The organism is Kutzneria sp. CA-103260 (genome assembly GCF_018263855.1).
GTDB lineage: Bacteria > Actinomycetota > Actinomycetes > Mycobacteriales > Pseudonocardiaceae > Kutzneria.
Map to the genome: position 1 here is coordinate 8155950 of NZ_CP073318.1, position 18827 is coordinate 8174776.

The window sequence follows — 18827 nt, forward strand, 5'->3', positions numbered from 1 at the left end:
ACCGAGGCCTTCTCGCGGGCGTCTGGGTGGTGGAGGTGGTCCACCCATGTTCATCAACCGCGTTCTGGTCGCAACCGGAGTGCTCGCCGCGGCGGCGACAGTGCTCGCGCCGATCGCGTCCGCGCAGCCCGCAACCATCCGCTGCGACAACACCACGTTAGCCGCCGCGCTGGCCAGTCCCGACGCCGGCGCGGGCCAGCGCTACATCCAGTTCGTCGTCACCAACACCAGCCAGGCCACGTGCACGCTCTACGGCCACGGCGGATTCGCGCTGGTCGGCGCACCGACCCAGCTGACCTGGACGGCCAACCCGGGCCCGAGCCTGATCACCCTGACCCCAGGCCAGCAGGCCGCGATGACCCTGCACTGGACGGCCGTCCCGGCCGACGACGAGCCCGGCGCCCAGTGCGAGCCCGTCGCCGCCACCGCGATCTCGATCCCGCCGGACGAGACCCAGCCGCTGACCGTGGCCTGGACCGGCGGCCCCGTCTGCCAGCACGGCCGGATGGACGCCAGCGCTTACTACAAGCTGTGAGATGTGCTGAAGTGGACCGGTGATCCCACCGATCGAATGGACCCTGTCCGGACACGGCGGCGAGTTGGCGGCTCGCACCTGGCCCAATCCGGACGCCCGCTGGCTCGCCGTTCTCGTGCACGGGTACGGCGAGCACCTGGGGCGCTACCAGCACGTGGCCGACGCGCTGGTCGGCATGGGCGCGATGGTGGTCGGCGCCGACCTGGTGGGGCACGGCCGATCGGCCGGTGAACGGGCCCTGGTCGGCGACTTCGAGGACGTGGTGTCCGATGTGGACACCGTGCTGATGGCGGCCCTGGACGGGCACCCCGACCTACCGGTGGTGCTCGTCGGGCACTCCCTCGGCGGCGCGATCGCCGTGCGCTACACGCAGCGACACCCGGGCAAGGTGGCCGCGATGGTGCTGTCGGCGCCGGTGCTCGGCACCTGGCCGGTGCTGGACCTGCTGGAGTACGACGACATCCCGGACACGCCGATCGACCCGGCGGTGCTGTCCCGTGACCCGTCGGTCGGCGCGGCCTACGCGGCCGACCCGCTGGTGTGGCACGGCCCGTTCAAGCGGCCCACGCTGGTGGCGCTGGACCAGCTGCTGCAGACGATCAGCTTCGACCACCCGCTCGGCGACGACCTGCCGGTGCTGTGGCTGCACGGCGACGGCGACGACCTGGTGGACCAGGCCGACACCCGGGCCGGCACCGACCGGGTGCGCGGGCTCGGCTTCGAGGAGCGCACCTACCCCGGGGCCCGGCACGAGCTGTTCAACGAGGTCAACCGGGACGAGGTGCTGACCGACGTGGCGGCCTTCACAGCCCGGGCGGTCAAGGGCTAGCGTCCGGTGTCGTGCAGCTGACGATCTCGACCCCGAACGGCCTCATCGACGGCTATCTCGCGGTCCCCTCGGTCGAGGTGTCCGGCGAGGGCCCCTGGCCCGGCGTTGTCGTGGTACACGACGTGCTGGGCTTCAACGACGACGTGCGGCAGATCGCCGGCCGGTTCGCCACCGCCGGATATGTCGCCATCGTCCCGAACCTGTACGCCCGTGGCGGCGCGCTGCGCTGCATCCGCGGCGTGTTCAAGTCCCTGAGCGCCGGCAGCGGGCCGGCTTTCGACGACATCGAGGCAGCCCGCAAGCTGATCGCCGGGCGGGGCGACTGCACCGGCAAGATCGGGGTGGTCGGGTTCTGCATGGGCGGCGGCTTCGCGCTGCTGACCGCGCCGCGCGGGTTCCAGGCCTCAGCGCCGTACTACGGCATGCTGCCCAAGGACTTGGCGCTGTTGGACGGGGCCTGCCCGGTGGTGGCCAGCTTCGGTCGCAAGGACCCCAGTCTCAAGGGCGCGGCGGTCAAGCTGGAGGCGGCGTTGGCGGAACGGGACATCCCGCACGACGTCAAGGAGTACGCCGAGGCCGGGCACAGCTTCGCCAACCGGCTGCCGGCCGCCGCGTTGAGCCGGGTGCTGGGTTTCGGCTACCACCACGAGTCGTCAGAGGACGCTTGGCGTCGTGTCCTGGCTTTCTTCCGGCAGCACCTCCGGAGTTGACGGCGGGGCCGCCTTCGTCGGGGGCAGCGCCACGTTGCGCACCCCCGACGCCAGCTCGTGCAGGCCGAGATGCCGGTTGTGCAGCCGGGCGAACAGCAGGAAACCGAGCGGGATCGCCACGCTGAGCAGCACCGCGAACGCCGCGAACGCGACCTCGCTGGGCCGTTCCTCGATGATGCCGACCAGCGTCTCCAGCTTCAGGTTCTGCATGGCCTCCGCCACGCGTGCGGCCGACACCGCCACCACGACCACCGACAGCATGGCGACAAAAGTCAGTGGCACGAAGGCGATCGCGAGCAGCACCTCGCGCACCAGCAGCCGCCACGGCGCCGGGCGCTTGTCGTCGGAGTCCACCAAGCGCAGTCGCAGAATGTGCTTGCCGACCGTCGCCCCCGTCGCCCATGGCGCCAGCACGAACCAGACCACAAAAACCAGCAGCCCCACCAGGAACGCGCTGCCCAGTGACTGGCCGCCGAGCAGGTACCACACCCCCGCCGCGAACGGCAGGCAGCAGAAGAAGCCCACAGCGTCCAGCAGCAGCGCCAGCATCCGGCGGCCGAACGGCACCGGCACGCGAGCCAGCGCCCGGACGTCGATGCTGTCCAATGTGGGCAGCCAGCGGGTGACCGGGCCGGCCAGGAACCAGCCCAGCACGCAGCCCAGGGAGTTGACGATGATGTCGTCCACGTCGAACAGCCGGTACGGGCAGGGGTAGATGCCCCACAGGCCAGTCAGCTGCGTGAACTCGAAGAAGCAGGCCACGCCCAGCCCGATCGCCGCGCTCGTCCAGAAGCCGCGGCGGAAGTGGTAGCGCAGGTACATGCCCAGCGGCAGCAGCAGAAGCAGGTTGAAGCCCGTCTCCCAGACCGCGGGGTTGTGCAGCACCAGGGCGTTCAGGCTGACGCTGCCCTTGGCTTCCTTCCAGATGTCCGAGAAGGTGTTGCCCGGCACCAACTGCGGGTTCCGGAAGTCCGCGTACTTCACGCAGACGTCCACCTGCCGGCTCGGCAGCGGCACGATCACCAGGCAGAACGCCGCCAGCGAGTAGTAGAGGAAGCTCGCGAACGACAGCCCCCGCCATCCCGTCAGCACCCCGTGCCGCCGGTAGAGCACGATCGCCGTCGGCACGAACAACAGCATCGCCAGCAACGGAAACAGCAGCGCCGCGGTCCGGATCGGCAGCAGGTACGCGTTCACCACCCACCGAACTATACACAGAGGGAATAGCCGCGTTCCAGGTGAATCCGAGGTCCGCTCAGGACAGCGACAGCAGATCGATCCGCACAGTGCCCGGCAGGTCGACCGTCAGCGTGTGGTCGTACACGCCGGTCGCCTTGTACTCACCGGATCCGTCCAGCTCGTAGGTGTGCACGGCCAGAGCCGTCGCACCGCTGGCCGGGCCCTCCACCCGCCAGTAGTGGCGGATACCGGCCTCCGCGTAGGCCAGCGGCTTCGCTCCACGGTCCTCGCGGCGAGAACCCCGCGACACGACCTCCACCGCGAGCAGGACCGCCGACCCCGACACCGGCCGTGTCGTCAGCGGCACACCAGCGTCGAACACGACGACATCGAGGCTCAGGTGGTCATAGCCAGCTTCCTCCTCGCCGCTCCAGGGTACCGGAGCTGCGACGACGCAGATCCCGACGCAGCCCCGGCCCGGACGGGTGATCACCCGCCACGGACGCGGCGTCAATCCCGCCCTGCTCCACCCACCCTCACACATCGCCCGTCCCGCGCCTGGGGGACAATCGGGGGCGATGGTGGAGCAGGACCTCAGGCTGCTGATCTCCGTGGTGGTCAGCGCCGAAGACGAGCGACAGGCCCATGACGCCTGCCGCGACCTCGTGGACCGGATCGGCGGCCGGGTCGTTGAGGCCGCGGACTGCTCGGACGAGGAACCCGGCTGCTGGTCGGTGACGATCGGCAAGGACCTGCCGGCGGTGCAGGTGCACAACGACGCGGCGGCGCTGGCCCGGTCGGTGCGGACGTTCGTGCGCGAGCTGGCCCCGGACTCGCCGCTGCCGAGGGTGTGCTGCGAGCCGCCGACGGCCTGGACGGTGCTGGACGACCCGGAGCTGATCGGCAAGCTGGTGGCCGGCGCGGAGCGGCTGCTGGTGGAGGCGTGGTCGGAGCAGGCCCCGTTCCAGCCGGCCAGCTACGAGGAGCCCAAGGCCCCGGAGCCGACCCCGGCCGAGCACACGACCCGGCTTCGGCTGCGGGTGGACGTGGCGGTGCAGCATCCGGCCGGCGCGCAGTGGCAGGCGCGGGCGCTGGCCAGCCGGGTCACCGAGGAGGCGGCCATCACCGAGGTCACGCAGGGTGGCGACGGCGTCTCGGTGCATCTCGATCTGGGCCGGTGGCCGCAGCCGCCGCAACAGGCGGTGACGGACGCGGCCGAGGCGCTGGGCCGTCCGGAGTGGTCGCCGATGGAGCTCAGACCCGACGGCACGGTGTCCCAGCGCTGGCTGGACCTGCTCCGGCCGACCTCCGGCATCACGTCGTTGGAGCTGGTCGCGGACCGGGTGGAGACCGAGGTGGCCTGGCCGACCGAGGACGAGCCCCCGGTCTGGCGGGAGCCCGGAAGTTGATCGTCTACAGTGGAGCGACACAGTGGGCCGACCGTCCACACTAATGCGCTTCAACTTCGCTCGATCAGCCGATCCTGGTTGTGTAATCGTCGTGTGACAGTACTAAGTTCGGGTGCGTCGGACTGCACGGTCGGGCAGTCACGTTACTGGGAGGGACCGGATCAGCGATGGCTAGCGTCGAGCAGGTGAGGGGCCAGATCGGTCTGGCCAAGGAGCAGGCCGAGCGCGGTGCCCAGGCGTTGCAGGAAGCAGAAACCCAGATCGGACAGGCGCAACAGGCCTTCCAGGAAGCCGCCCAGGGCAGCAACCAGTCCGAGGCCAGCGACGTGAACAACATGTTCACCCACGCGCTGCAGAAGATCGGTGAGGCTCGGGACGCGGTCATGGCCGCGATGAGCAACGCGGAGTCCTACGCCGGCCGGTTGTGACCGGTGGCGTCCGTCGAGCAGGTGCAGGCCTGCATGGCGCTGGTCGGCGACCATCTCCGGACCGCTCACCAGCAGCTGAGCGAGGCCTGTGAACGGCTGGCCGAGGCGCACGCGATCCTCACCGAGGCCAGCCGGATGCACCCCCGTTCACTTGTGCCCCCGGAACTGACCAAGGCGTGCGACCATGCAGGGGAGCAGCTGACGCTGCTGCTGGGCGTCATGGAAGCCGTGGAACGGTTCTCCGGTCGCCTGTGAACTGACCGTAGAGGTGGGCGTTGAACAGGCGAAACGATCGCCGGCAACGGATACAGGACGCGTTCGCCGCCTTCCACGACGCGGTCGCCGCGGCTCGCGGCGCCGCCAAGCGGGCGCACGACGTGGCCGCCGTGCAGCAGGCGCGCGAGACGTTCGAGCAGGACCTGCGGGCCCGGGGCATCGACCAGGCCCTGCGCGATCCGGACTACGCCGACTCGCTCACCGATCCGCGCCTGGCGGCGATCGTGTCCCAGGCCAAGGAGGACTGGGAGCAGGCCTTCGCCAAGTGGACCAACAACGGTCCACGGGCGCTCGCCGACCTGGTCGCCGAACAGGCCCCGGGCAGCGCGTCCGAGGACTACGAGAACTGGCTGGGCCAGATCGGCACGGTCGATGGCCGCGGCCCGGTGCCGGCCCTGTGGCGGATCGGCACGGCGGTGGCCACCGGCTCGCCGGTGCCGGTGTCGTTCCCGGTCGCGGTGCCGCTGCTCGACCGCTCACACCTGGCCATCTTCACGTCCTCGGGCAGCCGGCCGCAGGCCGAGAACCTGGTCGAGTCGCTGCTGCTGCGGGTGCTCAGCCACTTCCAGCCCGGCCTGGTGCACGTGCACGTCTGGGATGTGGGCCAGCTCACGGGTTCGCTGCCCGGGCTGTATCCGTTGACCCGGGCCGGTTTGCTCACCGTGCACGACCCGGCGCGCCCGGGCGAGATGCTGGACGAGTTGGCCGAGCACATCCGCAAGGTGCACACCACCGTGCTGGTCGGCGGGCACGACTCGTTGCGCTCCATGGAGTCCGACGCCGGGCTGCGCACCGAGCCGTGGCGGATCGCCGTGCTGTTCGGCCGGCCCGACGCGCTCAAGGACGAGGAGCTGCACAAGCTGCAGCGGATCGCCCGCAACGGCCTGGCCGCCGGCGTGCAGCTGGTGCTGGTGGACGTCCCGATCACCGTCAACAGTCCTATTGAGACGGTCAAGCTGTTCGACGACCGGCCGTGGCGCACCACGATGTCCGGCGAGCACGCCACCTTCCACGTGGATCCGGTGCTGCCGCGGGAGATGGTGCCGCGGGCGTGCGCGACGATCGCCGCCGCCCTGGAGGAACGCCGCAGCCGGGTGTGCACGTTCGAGGAGCTGCTGCCCGAGCGGTTCTGGTCCTACCAGTCCTCTTCCGGCGTGCAGTCGCCGATCGGGCACCGCGACGGCGTGGCCGTGCCGATCACCATCGGGGACAGCTCGCCGCACGTGCTGATCGGCGGCCCGAGCGGTTCGGGCAAGACGAACTTCCTGTACGCCATGCTCGGCGGCCTGGTGGCCCGCTACTCGCCGGCCGAGCTGGAGCTGTACCTGCTGGACTTCAAGGAGGGCGTGTCCTTCGCCCAGTTCGCGCCGGGCCGCAAGGACCCGACGTGGCTGCCAAACGCGCGGCTGGTCGGCGTGAACGTCAACCAGGACCGGGAGTTCGGCGTGGCGCTGCTGCGCTTCCTGGCCGACGAGATGCGCCGCCGGGCCGACGCGGCCAAGCAGCACGAGGTCACCAAGCTGGAGGAGTTGCGGGCCGAGGACCCGGACGGCCGCTGGCCGAGGATCATCGCGGTGATCGACGAGTTCCAGTACCTGTTCGCGGAGAAGGACGCCGTGACCCGGGAAGCGGTGTCACTGCTGGAGGACGTGGCCCGGCGCGGCCGGTCGCAGGGCATCCACATGGTACTGGCCAGCCAGGACGTGTCCAGCATCGAGGCGTTCTGGGGCAAGCCGGCGATCTTCGAGCAGTTCACCGTGCGGGTCGCGCTGCCCAAGGCGCGGCGGGTGCTAACCGACGGCAACACCGAGGCGATCGACCTGCCCCGCTGGCACGCGATCGTCAACCACGAGTCAGGAGTCAAGCAGGGCAACGAGATCGCCCGGGTGCCGGACGCCACCGGGCGCGGCACCTTCGACCGGGTGCAGGCGCGGCTGTTCGAGATGAAGCCGGCCGACCTGTCGGTGCCGCGGCTGTTCGACGGCAACCGGGTGCCGGTGCTGGCCGACATGCCCGGTTTCCGGGCGCTGGAGCCGGTTTCCGGCCGCGCGCCGACCGTCCTGTTGGGACAGGTCATCGACGTCGAGGACCGGGCGGCCCGGGTGTCGCTGGCCCGCGCGCCCGGCCGCAACGTGGCCGTTTTCGGCTCCGTGCTGAAGGAATCGACCAGCGTGCTGGCCGCGGCGGCGCTTTCCCTGGCCCGGCAGCATGTTCCCGGTCAGGCCCGGTTCACCGTGGCCCCGATGATCGACGACGCGATGCCGGCGGCGGATGCGCTGACCGCTCGGCTGCGGGGCTTCGGGCACGACGTGACCCAGGTCGGCCTGGACGGCATCCGCCAGCACCTGGCCGTGGTGGCCAAGGAGCTGGAGGAGCGGCTGTCCGGCGCGGTGCTCGACCAGCCGGTGCCGCACTATCTGGTGCTGTACGGCATGGACGCGGCCAACTCGGTGCTGGAGACCAAGGATCCGGAGACCCGGGTGTCCGGTGTGGACAGTTTTCGGCAGGTGCTCAAGAGCGGCCCCGAGCACCGGACCCACCTGATCGGCTGGTGGCGCAGCCCCGCGCGGCTGAAGAACCTGCTGATGATGGGCGCGTCGGCCGACGACATCGGCGCCTGGGTCGGCTTCGACGTGCAGGGCCAGGACCTCAACGCCTACGCCCCCGGCCAGCTGATCACCTGGTCGCCGCGACCGGGCCGCGGCCTGTTCTTCGACCGGTACGAGCACGCCCGGCCGCAGGTGGTCATCCCGTTCGACACCGATGGGGAGCAGCCTTGACCGACGCGATCGGCGCCGTCGAGCGCTACAAGGAGATCATCGGCTGGATCGGCGACGCCGTGCAGGAGATGCGCGAGCACGACGCCGAGCGCGGCGTGGTGGTCACCACCCGGCTGGACGACGCGATGGCCGCCACCAACGAGATGCTGACCCGGGCCGACCAGAGCATGGCCCGGATCGACGAGCTGTGGCTGCAGGCGGTCGGGGAGCTGTTCAACGAGCGCTGGATGCAGGTGACGCCCATCCCCCGCCCGGACACCAACGTGCCGCCACGACCGCTGGAGTTCTACGAGGCCGAGGTGGAGAAGACCCAGCTGGCCCTGATCGACGCCATCCGCAAGAAGGGCCTCCTCGGCCGATAAGCACGCATGTCTCCAAGACCCACAAACCCGGGTTCGGACGGTCTTCAACGACCCCAAACGTGACGCCGGGTTTGGGGTCGTTGAAGACCTCGTGCGGCGGGTTTGTAGGTCTTGGAGACGCTCATACCGTGACCGTCGCCACTCGCGGGAACAGCCCGTTGGGTCCAAGGTGTTGGCAGTAGTGAACACCAATTACTGAACTGATCAGTCTCGAAAATGGAGGCTTCGCCATGTCTGTGCCGACCACCGTCCGCGAGATCAGGCTCGCCGCCCGGCCCAACGGCTGGCCGACCGAGGAGACCTTCGAGCTCGCGGAAGCCCCGCTGGTGGTCGAGCCGAACCGGCTCGTGGTCCGCAACCTGTTCATGAGCGTCGACCCGTACATGCGCGGCCGGATGAACGACGTCAAGTCCTACAGCCCGCCGTTCCAGGTCGGCAAGGTCATGGAGGGCGGCGCGGTCGGCGAGGTCATCCAGTCCGACGTCGAGGGCTTCGCGGTCGGCGACATCGTGCTGCACTTCCAGGGTTGGCGCGACTACGCGGTCCTGCACCCCAAGACCGCGGTCAAGGTGGACCCGCAGGCCGCCCCGATCAGCACCTATCTCGGCGTGCTGGGCATGCCCGGCCTCACCGCGTACGCCGGTCTGCTGCGCTCCGGCGAGTTCAAGGAGGGCGACACCGTCTTCGTGTCCGGTGCGGCCGGCGCGGTCGGCCAGATCGTCGGGCAGCTGGCCAAGCTCAAGGGGGCCAAGCGGGTCATCGGCAGCGCCGGCAGCGCCGACAAGGTCAAGTACCTGACCGAGGAGCTGGGCTTCGACGCCGCCTTCAACTACAAGGACGGCTCGGTCACCGAGCTGCTGGCGCAGGCCGCTCCGGACGGCATCGAGCTGTACTTCGACAACGTCGGCGGCGACCACCTGGAGGCCGCCATCAACAGCCTCAACGTGCACGGCCGGGTCGCGGTCTGCGGCATGATCTCCGTCTACAACTCGACCGAGGCCACCCCGGCACCGCGCAACCTTGCCCAGGTCATCGCCAAGCGCCTCACCATCCGCGGCCTGCTCGTCGGCGACCACTACGACCTCCAGCCGCAGTTCGTCGGCGAGGTCGCGCCGCTGGTGTCCGGCGGCAAGCTGAAGTACACCGAGACCGTCGTGGAGGGCCTGGAGAACGCCCCGCAGGCGTTCCTCGGCATGCTGCGCGGCGAGAACACCGGCAAGATGCTGGTCAAGATCGCCGACTGACGCTTTCTCGACACCGCCCCGGCCAACCCCTGCTTGGTCGGGGCCGTTTTTCACCTAGACGACTCGCCCCTGGTGCACCACGACCGTGGGCGCGCGGCGTTCACGGATCACTTCGGCCACGGTTTCCCCGGGCAGCACAACGAACTCCGCCCGATCCCCCTCGACCAGCCCGTGGTCGCGTTCGCCCAGCACTGCCGCGCCGCCACGGGTCGCGGTGTCGGCGCACATCTCGATCATCGGGTCGGCGGTGTAGCCCTCGGCCTCGGCCAGCTCCCACACGTCGATGCCGCCGATGCCGACGCGAACACCGCCCCAGCGGAGTTTGCGCAGCGGCAACGGTTTGGTGGCGGCCACCGCGACGTCGGCCTCGGCCAGGCGATCGATGAGCTCGTCCTGACGATCGGGATCCACAGTGGACAGAGCGGTGGCGTGCACGACGCTGACCCGGCCCCGCATGTCCAGGGCGGCGGTCCGCTCGCAGATCAGCTCAAGCTCGAACGCCCCGAGCTCGCCGGGGTCGTCGAGCTGGATGTCCACGCCGCACTGGTGCTTGTCGGCCAGCCCGAACACCACATCCAGGTGCCGCACGGGATCGCGGTCGACGCGGGCCGGATCGATGCCGCCGACCAGATCCGCGCCGGCCGTCAGGGCGGCGTCGAGGGCATCCATGCCGGTGATCGCGCCGGTCGGCGACAGGGCGACCAGCTGCACCTCGACCAGGCCGAGCAGATCGGCCCGCCGGGCCAGGGCGTCGTCCATCGCGGCGACCGGCACGTGCGCCCGGATCATGGTGGTGCCGGGACGTAACGTGTCCAAACGACCGTGGGCGTCGACGAAGGACGGCAGCAACACGCCGCCCCCGCCGTCGACCACCGGGACTCCGTCCGGGGCGACCAGCCCGACGCCGATCTGGTCGATCCGGCCGTTGAGACAGAGCACGTCGACCGCGGGCAGCTCGGCCGCGCTCGGCCACGGCCGAACGCCCCTGATCAGCAGTTCTCCACTCATCTCGGGAGGTTAACCCCGATCGGCCGCCGGCAACAGCTTTCCGGGATTGAGCACGCCGGTCGGGTCCAGGGCCTTCTTCACCGAGGTCATCACCTCGATGCCCAGCGCGCCGACCTCGCCCGCCAGATACGGGGCGTGGTCGGTGCCGACGGCGTGGTGGTGGGTGATCGTGCCGAGCGGCGCGATCGCCTGGGACGCCGCCTTCTTCGCCCGCTGCCACTGCCCGATCGGGTCGTCGTCGGCCCGCGCGGCCAGCACGGTGAAGTACAGCGAGGCGCCCGTCTCGTACGCGTGCGACACGTGACACATGACCACCGCGCGGTTCAGCGAACGTTGCAAGGCCCCTCGGACGGCCGAGCGAAGGGTGCTCAGCTGCGACCAGTGCGTCGCGGTCTCCAGCGTCTCCACGCACACGCCGGCGTCGAGCAGCGAATCCCGTTGCCGCGGCCCGGAGAACCGGCCGTGCCGCCACGATTCCCCGATCAGCCGGCCCAGCCGCACCGCCCGGTGGGCCCGCAGCGCCCGCAGCGTCCCGGCGCGGCGGACGGCCAGCTCGCCGGCCGATCCGGCCTCCCAGCCCAGGATCAGCAGGCACGGGTCGGCGATCCGGCGGGCCCGCAGGTACGTCTTGACCGCGCCGGCCCGCACCCCGCCGGTCAGGGCCAGCTGCACCTCGGTCTCGTCGGTGTCGGACAGCCGGGTCACGTCGGCCAGCACGCGGTGCTGGGCCAGGTCCCGGATGGCGTCGGTGGCCTTGTCCCAGCCGTCCAGGAAGTAGCCCTCGTACCGGGTGTGCGTGGCCACCGGCCGGACCCGCAGCGTCACCTCGGTGATCACGCCGAACGCGCCCTCGCTGCCGATCACCAGCTGCTTGAGGTCGGGGCCGGCGGCGGTGGCCGGGGCGACGCCCAGGTTGAGCTCGCCGAGCGGGGTGGCCAGCCGCACGCCGTCGACCATGTCCTCGAACCGGCCGTAGCCGGCCGAGGCCTGCCCGGCCGAGCGGGTCGCGGCGAAGCCGCCGATGGTGGCCCGTTCGAAGGACTGCGGGAAGTGGCCGAGGGTGAAGCCGTGCGCGGCGAGCATGCGTTCGGCGTCGGTGGCCCGCACGCCGGCCTGCAGCACGACCAGCCGGGACAGCGGGTCGATGGACACCAGCCGGTTGAGCCGGGTCAGGTCGAGCACGATCACCGCGTGCTTGCCGCCGCGCAGCGCGGTCACGCCGCCGACCACGGAAGTGCCGCCGCCGAAGGGAATCACACCGATGTCGTGCTCCGCGCACGCCTTGAGCACGGCGACCACCTCATCGGGATCGCCCGGCAGCACCACCGCGTCCGGCACGGCCAGGTCGCCACAGCCACGATGCTTGAGCAGGTCCACATAGGACATACCGCCGGACCGACCGAGGCGGGCGTTGCGGTCCAGCAATACGTTGTCCGCGCCGACCACCGCCTCCAGCGCCGCTCTGCCGACGATCGACAGCTCCGGATCCGGCACGGTCAGCACCGAGTCCGGCGCGACCGGCGTCGGGTGTTCGGCGAGGCCGGTCCTGGCCCGCAGCCAGCGCAGCGCGTGCGCGGGCAGCACGTGCTCGCCGAGCGTCCAGCCGCCCCGAAGGGTGTGATCGATCCCCGGTTCCATTGCTACAGTGTTACACATGCCGTCACAACGTCACAGCGTCCGAGTCGGGGACGACGTCCTGCTGGACGCCGCGCACAAGTGCGTCCTGCTGGTCGGTGTGCGGCGCACCACGCTGACCGACGTGGCCCGGGAGGCCGGCGTCAGCCGGATGACGCTCTATCGGCGCTTCCCGGACGTGCGCAGCCTGGTCGCGGCCCTGATGACCAGGGAGTTCGGCGCGCTGCTGGGCGAGGTCGGGCCCGGCCGGACCGGGCGTGAGCGGCTGGTCAGCGGGGCCGTCGGCACCGTCCGCCGGCTGCTGGCCAACCCGCTGATGGCGGCCGTGCTGGACCGTGACGCCGAACTGCTGCTGCCCTACGTCGTGGAACGGCTCGGGGCCACCCAGCGGATCGCCGAGCAGTTCCTCCGGGTCGGGCTGGCCGCCGGGCACGAGGACGGCTCCGTCCGGCCCGGCGACCTGGACGTGCAGGCCCGGACGCTGCTGCTGATGGTGCAGTCGTTCGTGCTGTCGGTCCGACCGGCGATCGCCGAACTGGACCCGGACGCCGTCTTCGACGAACTGTCGGAGATGTTGGAAGGGGCGCTGCGGCCGTGAAGACGTCGTTGAACGCCTCTCGGCGGTCGCGGGAACTGGCCGAGGTCGCCGATGGCCTGGTCGTGGATGTGCTGGTCGTCGGCGGCGGTGTGACCGGCGCCGGGGCCGCCCTCGACGCCGCCTCGCGCGGGCTGTCGGTGTGCCTGGTCGAGGCCCACGACCTGGCGTTCGGCACTTCCCGGTGGTCGAGCAAGCTGGTGCACGGCGGGCTGCGGTATCTGGCCCATGGCGAGGTCGGGCTGGCGTACGAGAGCGCCGTCGAGCGCGGCATCCTGATGACCCGCACCGCCCCACACCTCGTCCGGGCTTTGCCCCAACTCGTTGCCCTGCATGGAAAACAACGCGGCTCCCTGGTGATGGCCGGCCTCCGCGCCGGCGACCTGCTCCGCCGCGCCGCCGGCACGCCCAGTCGTGTTCTACCTCCCCCACGCCGCATCTCCGCCGCGGAAACCCTCGCCCTGGCCCCAGGTCTGCGGTCTGACGGCTTGACCGGCGGGCTGCTTTCCTTCGACGGCCAGCTGATCGACGACGCCCGACTGGTCGTGGCCCTGGCCCGGACCGCCGCCGGCTTCGGCGCGCGGATCCTCACCCGGGCCCGCGTCGTCGCCCTGGCCGGCGACGGCGCCCAGGTCCAGGACACCTTGACCGGCAACGAGTTCTCCGTCAAGGCCCGCCGCGTCGTCAACGCCACCGGCGTCTGGGCCGGCCAACTCGTCCCCTCGGTCCGCCTCCGCCCGTCCCGCGGCTCCCACCTCGTGCTGCGCGCCGACTCCGTGCGGATCGGCTCCACGTCCTTGACCGTGCCGATTCCCGGCTCGACCAACCGCTTCGTCCTGGTCCTCCCGCAGGCCGACGACCGCGTCTACGTCGGCCTCACCGACGAACCCGTCGACGAGCCAGTTCCCGATGTCCCCACCGTCCCCCAGTCCGATGTGGACTTCCTACTGGACGTCGCTTCCTCCGTGCTGCAACGACCTCTGACTTCCGCCGACGTGATCGGGTCCTACGCCGGCCTTCGCCCCTTGATCGAACAGGCCGGCTCCCGCAGCGCCGACCTCTCCCGCAGGCACGCCGTGCTGACCTCCCCCGAGGGCGTGATCACCGTCGTCGGCGGCAAGCTCACCACTTACCGCCGGATGGCCGCCGACGCCGTCGACGCCACCGGTCTGACCACAATCCCTTGCCGCACCAAGGACATCCCCCTCGTCGGCGCCACCCGCTCCCCTGTCGACGCCCCCGCCCGCCTCATCGCCAAGTACGGCTCCGAGGCCCCGGCACTGGTGGCCCTCGATCGCCCCGCTCCCGTCTTCGGCGACCTCACCGAGGCCGAGGTGGCCTGGGCCTACGACCACGAAGGCGCCCTGGACGCCGACGACGTCCTGGACCGCCGCACCCGCATCGGTCTGGTCCCCGCCGACCGCGCACAGGCCCTCCCCCTCCTACCCCACCCCCTCTCCACCTGAGTGGCTCACTTGGCTTGCGCGGTCAACTGAGCCACTCACGCGTCTCCGTCGAAACACTCCAGCCTCGTCCTCCCCATCCACCCACTTCCGTCACACCCCCTCCCTCTCCCACCGTTCCCCCTGTTGACGTTCTGTTGGGTTTTTGCAACACTTCGTTCTGTGAGTCCAGTCAGGCGCGGTAAAGAGCTGCCGATCCACAATCGGCTGCAGGTGCTGCGCGCGGAACGGGGGCTCACCAGGGCACAGCTGGCGGAGGCGGTCGAGGTGAACCCGCAGACGATCGGGGCGCTGGAGCGCGGCGACCACTACCCCAGCCTGGATCTGGCCTTCCGGATCTGCGAGGTGTTCTCGCTGCCGGTGGAAGCGGTGTTCAGCCGCACCCCGTTCCAACCGCTGTCCACCCAGGTCTATGGCAAGGGGGAGTCATGAACAGCTTCAAGGAGCGCTTTCACGCGCAACAGGAACGCAACATGGAGCAGTACGCCAACTGGCTGCCCGGCTGGCGCAACCGCCGCACGCGCCGCCGGGTGGTGATCGGCTGGCTGATCGCCGCGCTGGCCACGATCGGCCTGAGCACGGTGGCCGGCCACCCCGGCTCGGGCATCCTGTTGGTCTGGATGGCGTTGCTGCTGATCACGGTCCTGTTTCAGTTGCTGAACAAGGTGCTCACGAACAACGTCGGGGAGCGCTCGGCGCGACTGTTGGACGAACGTGAACTCGCGCTGCGCGGCCGCTCCAGCTACGTTGGTTTTCTTGTTGCCACGTGGAGCATGATTGTCGCCGCCGTGCTGTTCGCGGTGACGCCGATCGGCGGGCTGCCGCTTGCTCCGTTCGTGGTCCTGATGAGCCTCGCCATGCTAGCCAGCAACACCCCGAGCGCGCTGCTGGCGTGGCAGCTGCCGGACGACGAGCCGGACCCGATCGCCGAAGGAGAGCACCGTGGCTGAGGGAGTGCTGGAGATCGACCGGGTCTCCAAGCGCTACGGGAACGTGCGAGCCTTGCACCAGATGACCTTCGAGGTGCACGCGGGTGAGCTGTTCGGCTTCGTGGGCAGCAACGGCGCCGGCAAGACGACCACCATGCGCATCGCGCTCGGAGTGCTGGCCGCCGACTCCGGCGAGGTCCGCTTCGACGGCCAGCCGGTGGATCTGGCCACTCGTAGGCAAATCGGGTACATGCCGGAGGAACGCGGCCTGTACCCGAAGATGAAGGTGCGCGAGCAACTCGTCTATCTGGCCCAGCTGCACGGCATGTCCACCGCGGACGCGCGCCGGGCCACGGACGCCTGGGTGAACCGGCTCGGGCTCAGCGCCCGCCGCGACGACGAGGTGCAGAAGCTGAGCCTGGGCAACCAGCAGCGGGTGCAGCTGGCCGCGGCGCTGGTGCACGATCCGGTGGCGCTGGTGCTGGACGAGCCGTTCTCGGGCCTGGACCCGGTGGCCGTGGACGTGATGAGCGAGGTGCTGCGCGAGCAGGCCGCCCGCGGTGTGCCGGTGGTGTTCTCCAGCCACCAGCTGGAACTGGTGGAGCGGCTGTGCGACCGGGTCGGCATCGTCCGAAGTGGACAGATGGTGGCCAGCGGCGGCGTGACCGAACTGCGCGAGAGCGGGCCGGTGCGGCTGGTGGTGGACACACCCGAGTCCGACGGGGAGTGGGCGACCGGGCTGACCGGAGTCCGCGTGGTCGCCATCGACGGCGGGCGGGTCACCGTCGAACTCGGTGAGGACGGCGACGACCAGCAGGTGCTGGCCGCAGCCCTGAAGTCCGGTCCGGTCCGGGAGTTCACCAGGCTGCGGCCGAGCCTGACCGAGCTGTTCCGCAACGTCGTGACCGAACAGGGGGCATCGTGACCACCACGCACGCGATCGGCCTGGTCGCGGGCCGCGAGTTCACCACCCGGCTGCGCAGCAGGTCCTTTGTGGTCAGCACGGTGCTGATCCTGGCCGTGCTCGCCGCCTATGTGGTGCTGTTCACCTTCATCGGCAAGGAGAGCGCCGCCAAGATCGGGCTGACCGGGCAGGCCACCGCCATGTCCCAGCCGCTGGCCGCCGCGGCGGCCCAGCTCGGCAAGCAGGTGCAGATCAGCACCGTTGACAACGAGGACGACGGCAAGCAGCAGGTCCACGACGGCAAGCTGGACGTGCTGGTCGAGGGGCCGCTGGGCTCGCCGACCGCGTTCGTGAAGTCCAGTTTGGACCCGGCGCTGAAGAGCGCGCTGGATCAGTTGGTGCGGGCCCAGGCGATCCAGGGCCTGATCGCCCAGTCCCAGCTGCCGCCGGCCACGGTGAGCGCGGCGCAGAACGCCAAGGTGATCGTGACGCCGCTGGAGCAGCAGGATCCCGAGCAGGGGTCGCGGATCGCGCTGTCGCTGGTGACCGGCGTGGTGCTGATGATCTCCATCATGGCCTTCGGCACGGCCGTGGCCCAGGGCGTGGTCGAGGAGAAGTCCAGCCGGGTGGTGGAGATCCTGCTGGCCACGATCCGGCCGTGGCAGCTGCTGGCCGGCAAGATCCTCGGCATCGGCGTGGTCGGCCTGATCCAGGTGGCGATCATCGCCGCGGCCGGTCTGACGCTGGCCAACACCAGCGGCGTGTACACGCTGCCCACGGTGGCCGTCGGCACCATTCTCGGCGCGCTCGGCTGGTACGTCCTGGGCTTCTTCCTGTACGCCGCGCTGCTGGCCGCCGCCGGCTCGCTGGTGTCGCGGCAGGAGGAGCTCCAGTCGGCGATCACGCCGATCTCCATCCTGCCGACGCTGGCCTTCGTGGTCGGCGTGAACCTGCTGATTCCCAATCCCACCAACACGATCAGTACCGTGCTGTCACTGTTCCCACTGTTCACGCCGACCCTGATGCCGGCTCGTATCGCGCTCGGCGTGGCCCCGACGTGGCAGGTCGTGCTGGCGGTGGTGCTGATGATCGCGGCGATCGTCGCGGTGACCTGGCTGGCCGGACGGATCTACCGCAACGCGGTTTTGCAGACCGGCGGCCGGGTGCGGGTGCTGGACGCGCTCAGGACGTCCTGACCGCCTCGTACCGGTCCAGCGACACCCGGCGCTCGTGGTTGTGGTCGACCATGGGCGCCGGGTAGTCCGCGGGCAGCTTGCCTAGCTTGTGCACGGTTTTCCCCGGCACGCCACGCAGTTCCGGCACGTACTTGCGCACGTAGTCGCCGTTCGGGTCGAACTTCTCGCCCTGGGTGGTCGGGTTGAAGATCCGGAAGTACGGGGCCGCGTCGGTGCCGCAGCCGGCCACCCACTGCCAGTTGTGCTGGTTGGACGCCAGGTCACCGTCGATCAAGTGCCGCATGAAGTGCCGGGCGCCCCACCACCACGGCAGGTGCAGGTCCTTCACCAGGAAGCTGGCCACGATCATGCGGACCCGGTTGTGCATCCAGTTCTCGGCCAGCAGCTGCCGCATGCCGGCGTCCACCACCGGATAGCCGGTGCGGCCCTCGCACCAGGCCTCGAACCGTTGCCGCGCGGCTTTTCCGGTGTCGTGCTCGAACTTGTCGAACTTGCGGTCGTAGTTCTCCCGGGCCGTGTTGGGCCGGTGCCAGAGCACGTCGGCGTAGAACTCCCGCCAGGCCAGCTCGGAGCGGAACGTCTCGTGGCCGGGCTTCAAGTCGGCCAGCAGGGTCCGTGGATGCACGCAGCCCCAACGCAGATACGCCGCCAGCATGCTGGTTCCGTTGCGGTCCGGGCGATCCCGGCCGGTGTCGTAGTCGGCCAGGGCCCCGTCGCGGAAGTCCTGCCACGCCTCCAGCGCCGCTTGCTCCCCCGCCGGCAACTCCGACTTGCCGGCGGGAATCTTCTCGCCACCCTTGAGCTTCATCCACTGCGCACTGTCCACATCGGACTTCGCTGGCTGGCGCCAACCATGGTCGAGCCAGGCCCGCCGGAACGGGGTGAACACCCGGTAGGGCTCGCCGTCAGACTTGCGGACGCGTCCCGGCGTCACCGCGTACGGCGATCCGGTGCGGACGAAGTCGATGTCCCCCAAGGCCTTGCGCACCTGCTCGTCCCGCTCCCGACCGTACGGCCCGGTGTCGGCCGACACGTGCACGCCGCCCGCGCCGATCTTGGCCGCAAGCTCCGGCACCACTCGTACCGGGTCGCCGTGCACCACGTGCAGTCGGCCGCTGAGATCGCGGTCCAGGGCACGCAGGCAGTCGTAGAGGAAACGCCGCCGCGGCTCCCCCGCCGGCTTGAGCAGCCGATCGTCCAACACGAACAGTGGCAACACCTCGCCGCCGTCGGCGGCGGCCAACAGCGCCGGGTGATCCCCCACGCGCAGGTCGCGGCGGAACCACATGATCGCAGGCGGGGTCATGCCCTACGACGCTACGGTGATGGCGTCACAGTCGCACAG

20 protein-coding genes are annotated in these 18827 nt (G+C 70.3%); 15 read left to right on the forward strand and 5 right to left on the reverse strand.

Going from position 1 to position 18827, the window contains the following annotated elements:
- Nucleotides 1-46: 46 nt before the first annotated feature.
- From JJ691_RS35785 to JJ691_RS35795, 3 genes are read left to right on the forward strand one after another with little or no spacing between them, the layout of a single operon-like run.
- On the forward strand, nt 47-535 hold the full coding sequence (locus JJ691_RS35785) for a DUF4232 domain-containing protein (protein WP_211763965.1): 489 nt from the start codon (nt 47-49) through the stop codon (nt 533-535).
- A gap of 19 nt (nt 536-554) precedes the next feature.
- Complete coding sequence (locus tag JJ691_RS35790; RefSeq protein ID WP_249227226.1) at nt 555-1364, forward strand: alpha/beta hydrolase; 810 nt, start codon at nt 555-557, stop codon at nt 1362-1364.
- An 11-nt stretch (nt 1365-1375) separates the two neighbouring features.
- Nucleotides 1376-2074: a dienelactone hydrolase family protein gene (locus tag JJ691_RS35795; RefSeq protein ID WP_211763966.1), complete on the forward strand. Its 699-nt coding sequence runs from the start codon at nt 1376-1378 to the stop codon at nt 2072-2074.
- On the opposite strand, the gene JJ691_RS35800 is transcribed toward JJ691_RS35795, so the two are convergent.
- Together JJ691_RS35800 and JJ691_RS35805 are read right to left on the reverse strand one after the other, a co-directional pair.
- A complete protein-coding gene (locus JJ691_RS35800) occupies nt 2018-3274 on the reverse strand; it encodes a VanZ family protein (RefSeq protein ID WP_211763967.1) in 1257 nt (418 codons plus the stop codon). The two genes, JJ691_RS35795 and JJ691_RS35800, sit on opposite strands and share 57 nt — an antisense overlap.
- Before the next feature lie 55 nt (nt 3275-3329).
- Nucleotides 3330-3767, reverse strand: a complete 438-nt coding sequence (locus JJ691_RS35805) for a Uma2 family endonuclease (protein WP_249227227.1) — start codon at nt 3765-3767, stop codon at nt 3330-3332.
- A 64-nt stretch (nt 3768-3831) separates the two neighbouring features.
- On the opposite strand from JJ691_RS35805, the gene JJ691_RS35810 reads away from it, so the two are divergent.
- The 6 genes from JJ691_RS35810 (at nt 3832) to JJ691_RS35835 (ending at nt 9752) form a co-directional block, all read left to right on the forward strand.
- Nucleotides 3832-4662: a hypothetical protein gene (locus JJ691_RS35810; RefSeq protein ID WP_211763969.1), complete on the forward strand. Its 831-nt coding sequence runs from the start codon at nt 3832-3834 to the stop codon at nt 4660-4662.
- A gap of 185 nt (nt 4663-4847) precedes the next feature.
- On the forward strand, nt 4848-5090 hold the full coding sequence (locus JJ691_RS35815; protein WP_211763970.1) for a hypothetical protein: 243 nt from the start codon (nt 4848-4850) through the stop codon (nt 5088-5090).
- 3 nt (nt 5091-5093) lie between these two features.
- Complete coding sequence (locus JJ691_RS35820) at nt 5094-5345, forward strand: hypothetical protein (RefSeq protein ID WP_211763971.1); 252 nt, start codon at nt 5094-5096, stop codon at nt 5343-5345.
- Nucleotides 5346-5365: 20 nt separating this feature from the next.
- Complete coding sequence (locus JJ691_RS35825) at nt 5366-8146, forward strand: FtsK/SpoIIIE domain-containing protein (RefSeq protein WP_211763972.1); 2781 nt, start codon at nt 5366-5368, stop codon at nt 8144-8146.
- Complete coding sequence (locus JJ691_RS35830) at nt 8143-8508, forward strand: hypothetical protein (protein WP_211763973.1); 366 nt, start codon at nt 8143-8145, stop codon at nt 8506-8508. The genes JJ691_RS35825 and JJ691_RS35830 overlap by 4 nt, the downstream gene beginning before the upstream one ends.
- A 230-nt stretch (nt 8509-8738) precedes the next feature.
- Entirely contained in the window at nt 8739-9752 is a 1014-nt protein-coding gene (locus JJ691_RS35835; RefSeq protein WP_211763974.1) for an NADP-dependent oxidoreductase, read from the forward strand.
- Between the two features lie 54 nt (nt 9753-9806).
- On the opposite strand, the gene JJ691_RS35840 is transcribed toward JJ691_RS35835, so the two are convergent.
- Nucleotides 9807-10760, reverse strand: coding sequence for an N-isopropylammelide isopropylaminohydrolase (locus JJ691_RS35840; RefSeq protein ID WP_211763975.1), 954 nt, complete (start codon nt 10758-10760; stop codon nt 9807-9809).
- 9 nt (nt 10761-10769) lie between these two features.
- Nucleotides 10770-12398: an FAD-binding oxidoreductase gene (locus JJ691_RS35845; RefSeq protein WP_211763976.1), complete on the reverse strand. Its 1629-nt coding sequence runs from the start codon at nt 12396-12398 to the stop codon at nt 10770-10772.
- A 16-nt stretch (nt 12399-12414) separates the two neighbouring features.
- Between JJ691_RS35845 and JJ691_RS35850 the strand changes: the two genes are divergently transcribed.
- The 6 genes from JJ691_RS35850 (at nt 12415) to JJ691_RS35875 (ending at nt 17482) form a co-directional block, all read left to right on the forward strand.
- Nucleotides 12415-12993, forward strand: coding sequence for a TetR/AcrR family transcriptional regulator (locus JJ691_RS35850; RefSeq protein WP_211763977.1), 579 nt, complete (start codon nt 12415-12417; stop codon nt 12991-12993).
- Nucleotides 12990-14456, forward strand: coding sequence for a glycerol-3-phosphate dehydrogenase/oxidase (locus JJ691_RS35855; RefSeq protein ID WP_211763978.1), 1467 nt, complete (start codon nt 12990-12992; stop codon nt 14454-14456). Before JJ691_RS35850 ends, JJ691_RS35855 begins: the two co-directional genes overlap by 4 nt.
- 159 nt (nt 14457-14615) lie before the next feature.
- The gene (locus tag JJ691_RS35860) at nt 14616-14885 is read left to right on the forward strand and encodes a helix-turn-helix transcriptional regulator (protein ID WP_211763979.1); all 270 of its coding nucleotides are present in this window, start codon (nt 14616-14618) and stop codon (nt 14883-14885) included.
- Nucleotides 14882-15403: a hypothetical protein gene (locus tag JJ691_RS35865; RefSeq protein WP_211763980.1), complete on the forward strand. Its 522-nt coding sequence runs from the start codon at nt 14882-14884 to the stop codon at nt 15401-15403. Before JJ691_RS35860 ends, JJ691_RS35865 begins: the two co-directional genes overlap by 4 nt.
- The gene (locus JJ691_RS35870; RefSeq protein ID WP_249227228.1) at nt 15396-16307 is read left to right on the forward strand and encodes an ABC transporter ATP-binding protein; all 912 of its coding nucleotides are present in this window, start codon (nt 15396-15398) and stop codon (nt 16305-16307) included. Before JJ691_RS35865 ends, JJ691_RS35870 begins: the two co-directional genes overlap by 8 nt.
- Nucleotides 16304-17482, forward strand: coding sequence for an ABC transporter permease (locus tag JJ691_RS35875; RefSeq protein WP_211763981.1), 1179 nt, complete (start codon nt 16304-16306; stop codon nt 17480-17482). The genes JJ691_RS35870 and JJ691_RS35875 overlap by 4 nt, the downstream gene beginning before the upstream one ends.
- Here the strand turns inward: JJ691_RS35875 and JJ691_RS35880 are convergent.
- Nucleotides 17469-18788 carry a cryptochrome/photolyase family protein gene (locus tag JJ691_RS35880; protein WP_211763982.1) on the reverse strand — a complete coding sequence of 440 codons (1320 nt, stop codon included), beginning with the start codon at nt 18786-18788 and terminating at the stop codon, nt 17469-17471. The two genes, JJ691_RS35875 and JJ691_RS35880, sit on opposite strands and share 14 nt — an antisense overlap.
- Between the last annotated feature and the right edge of the window lie 39 nt (nt 18789-18827).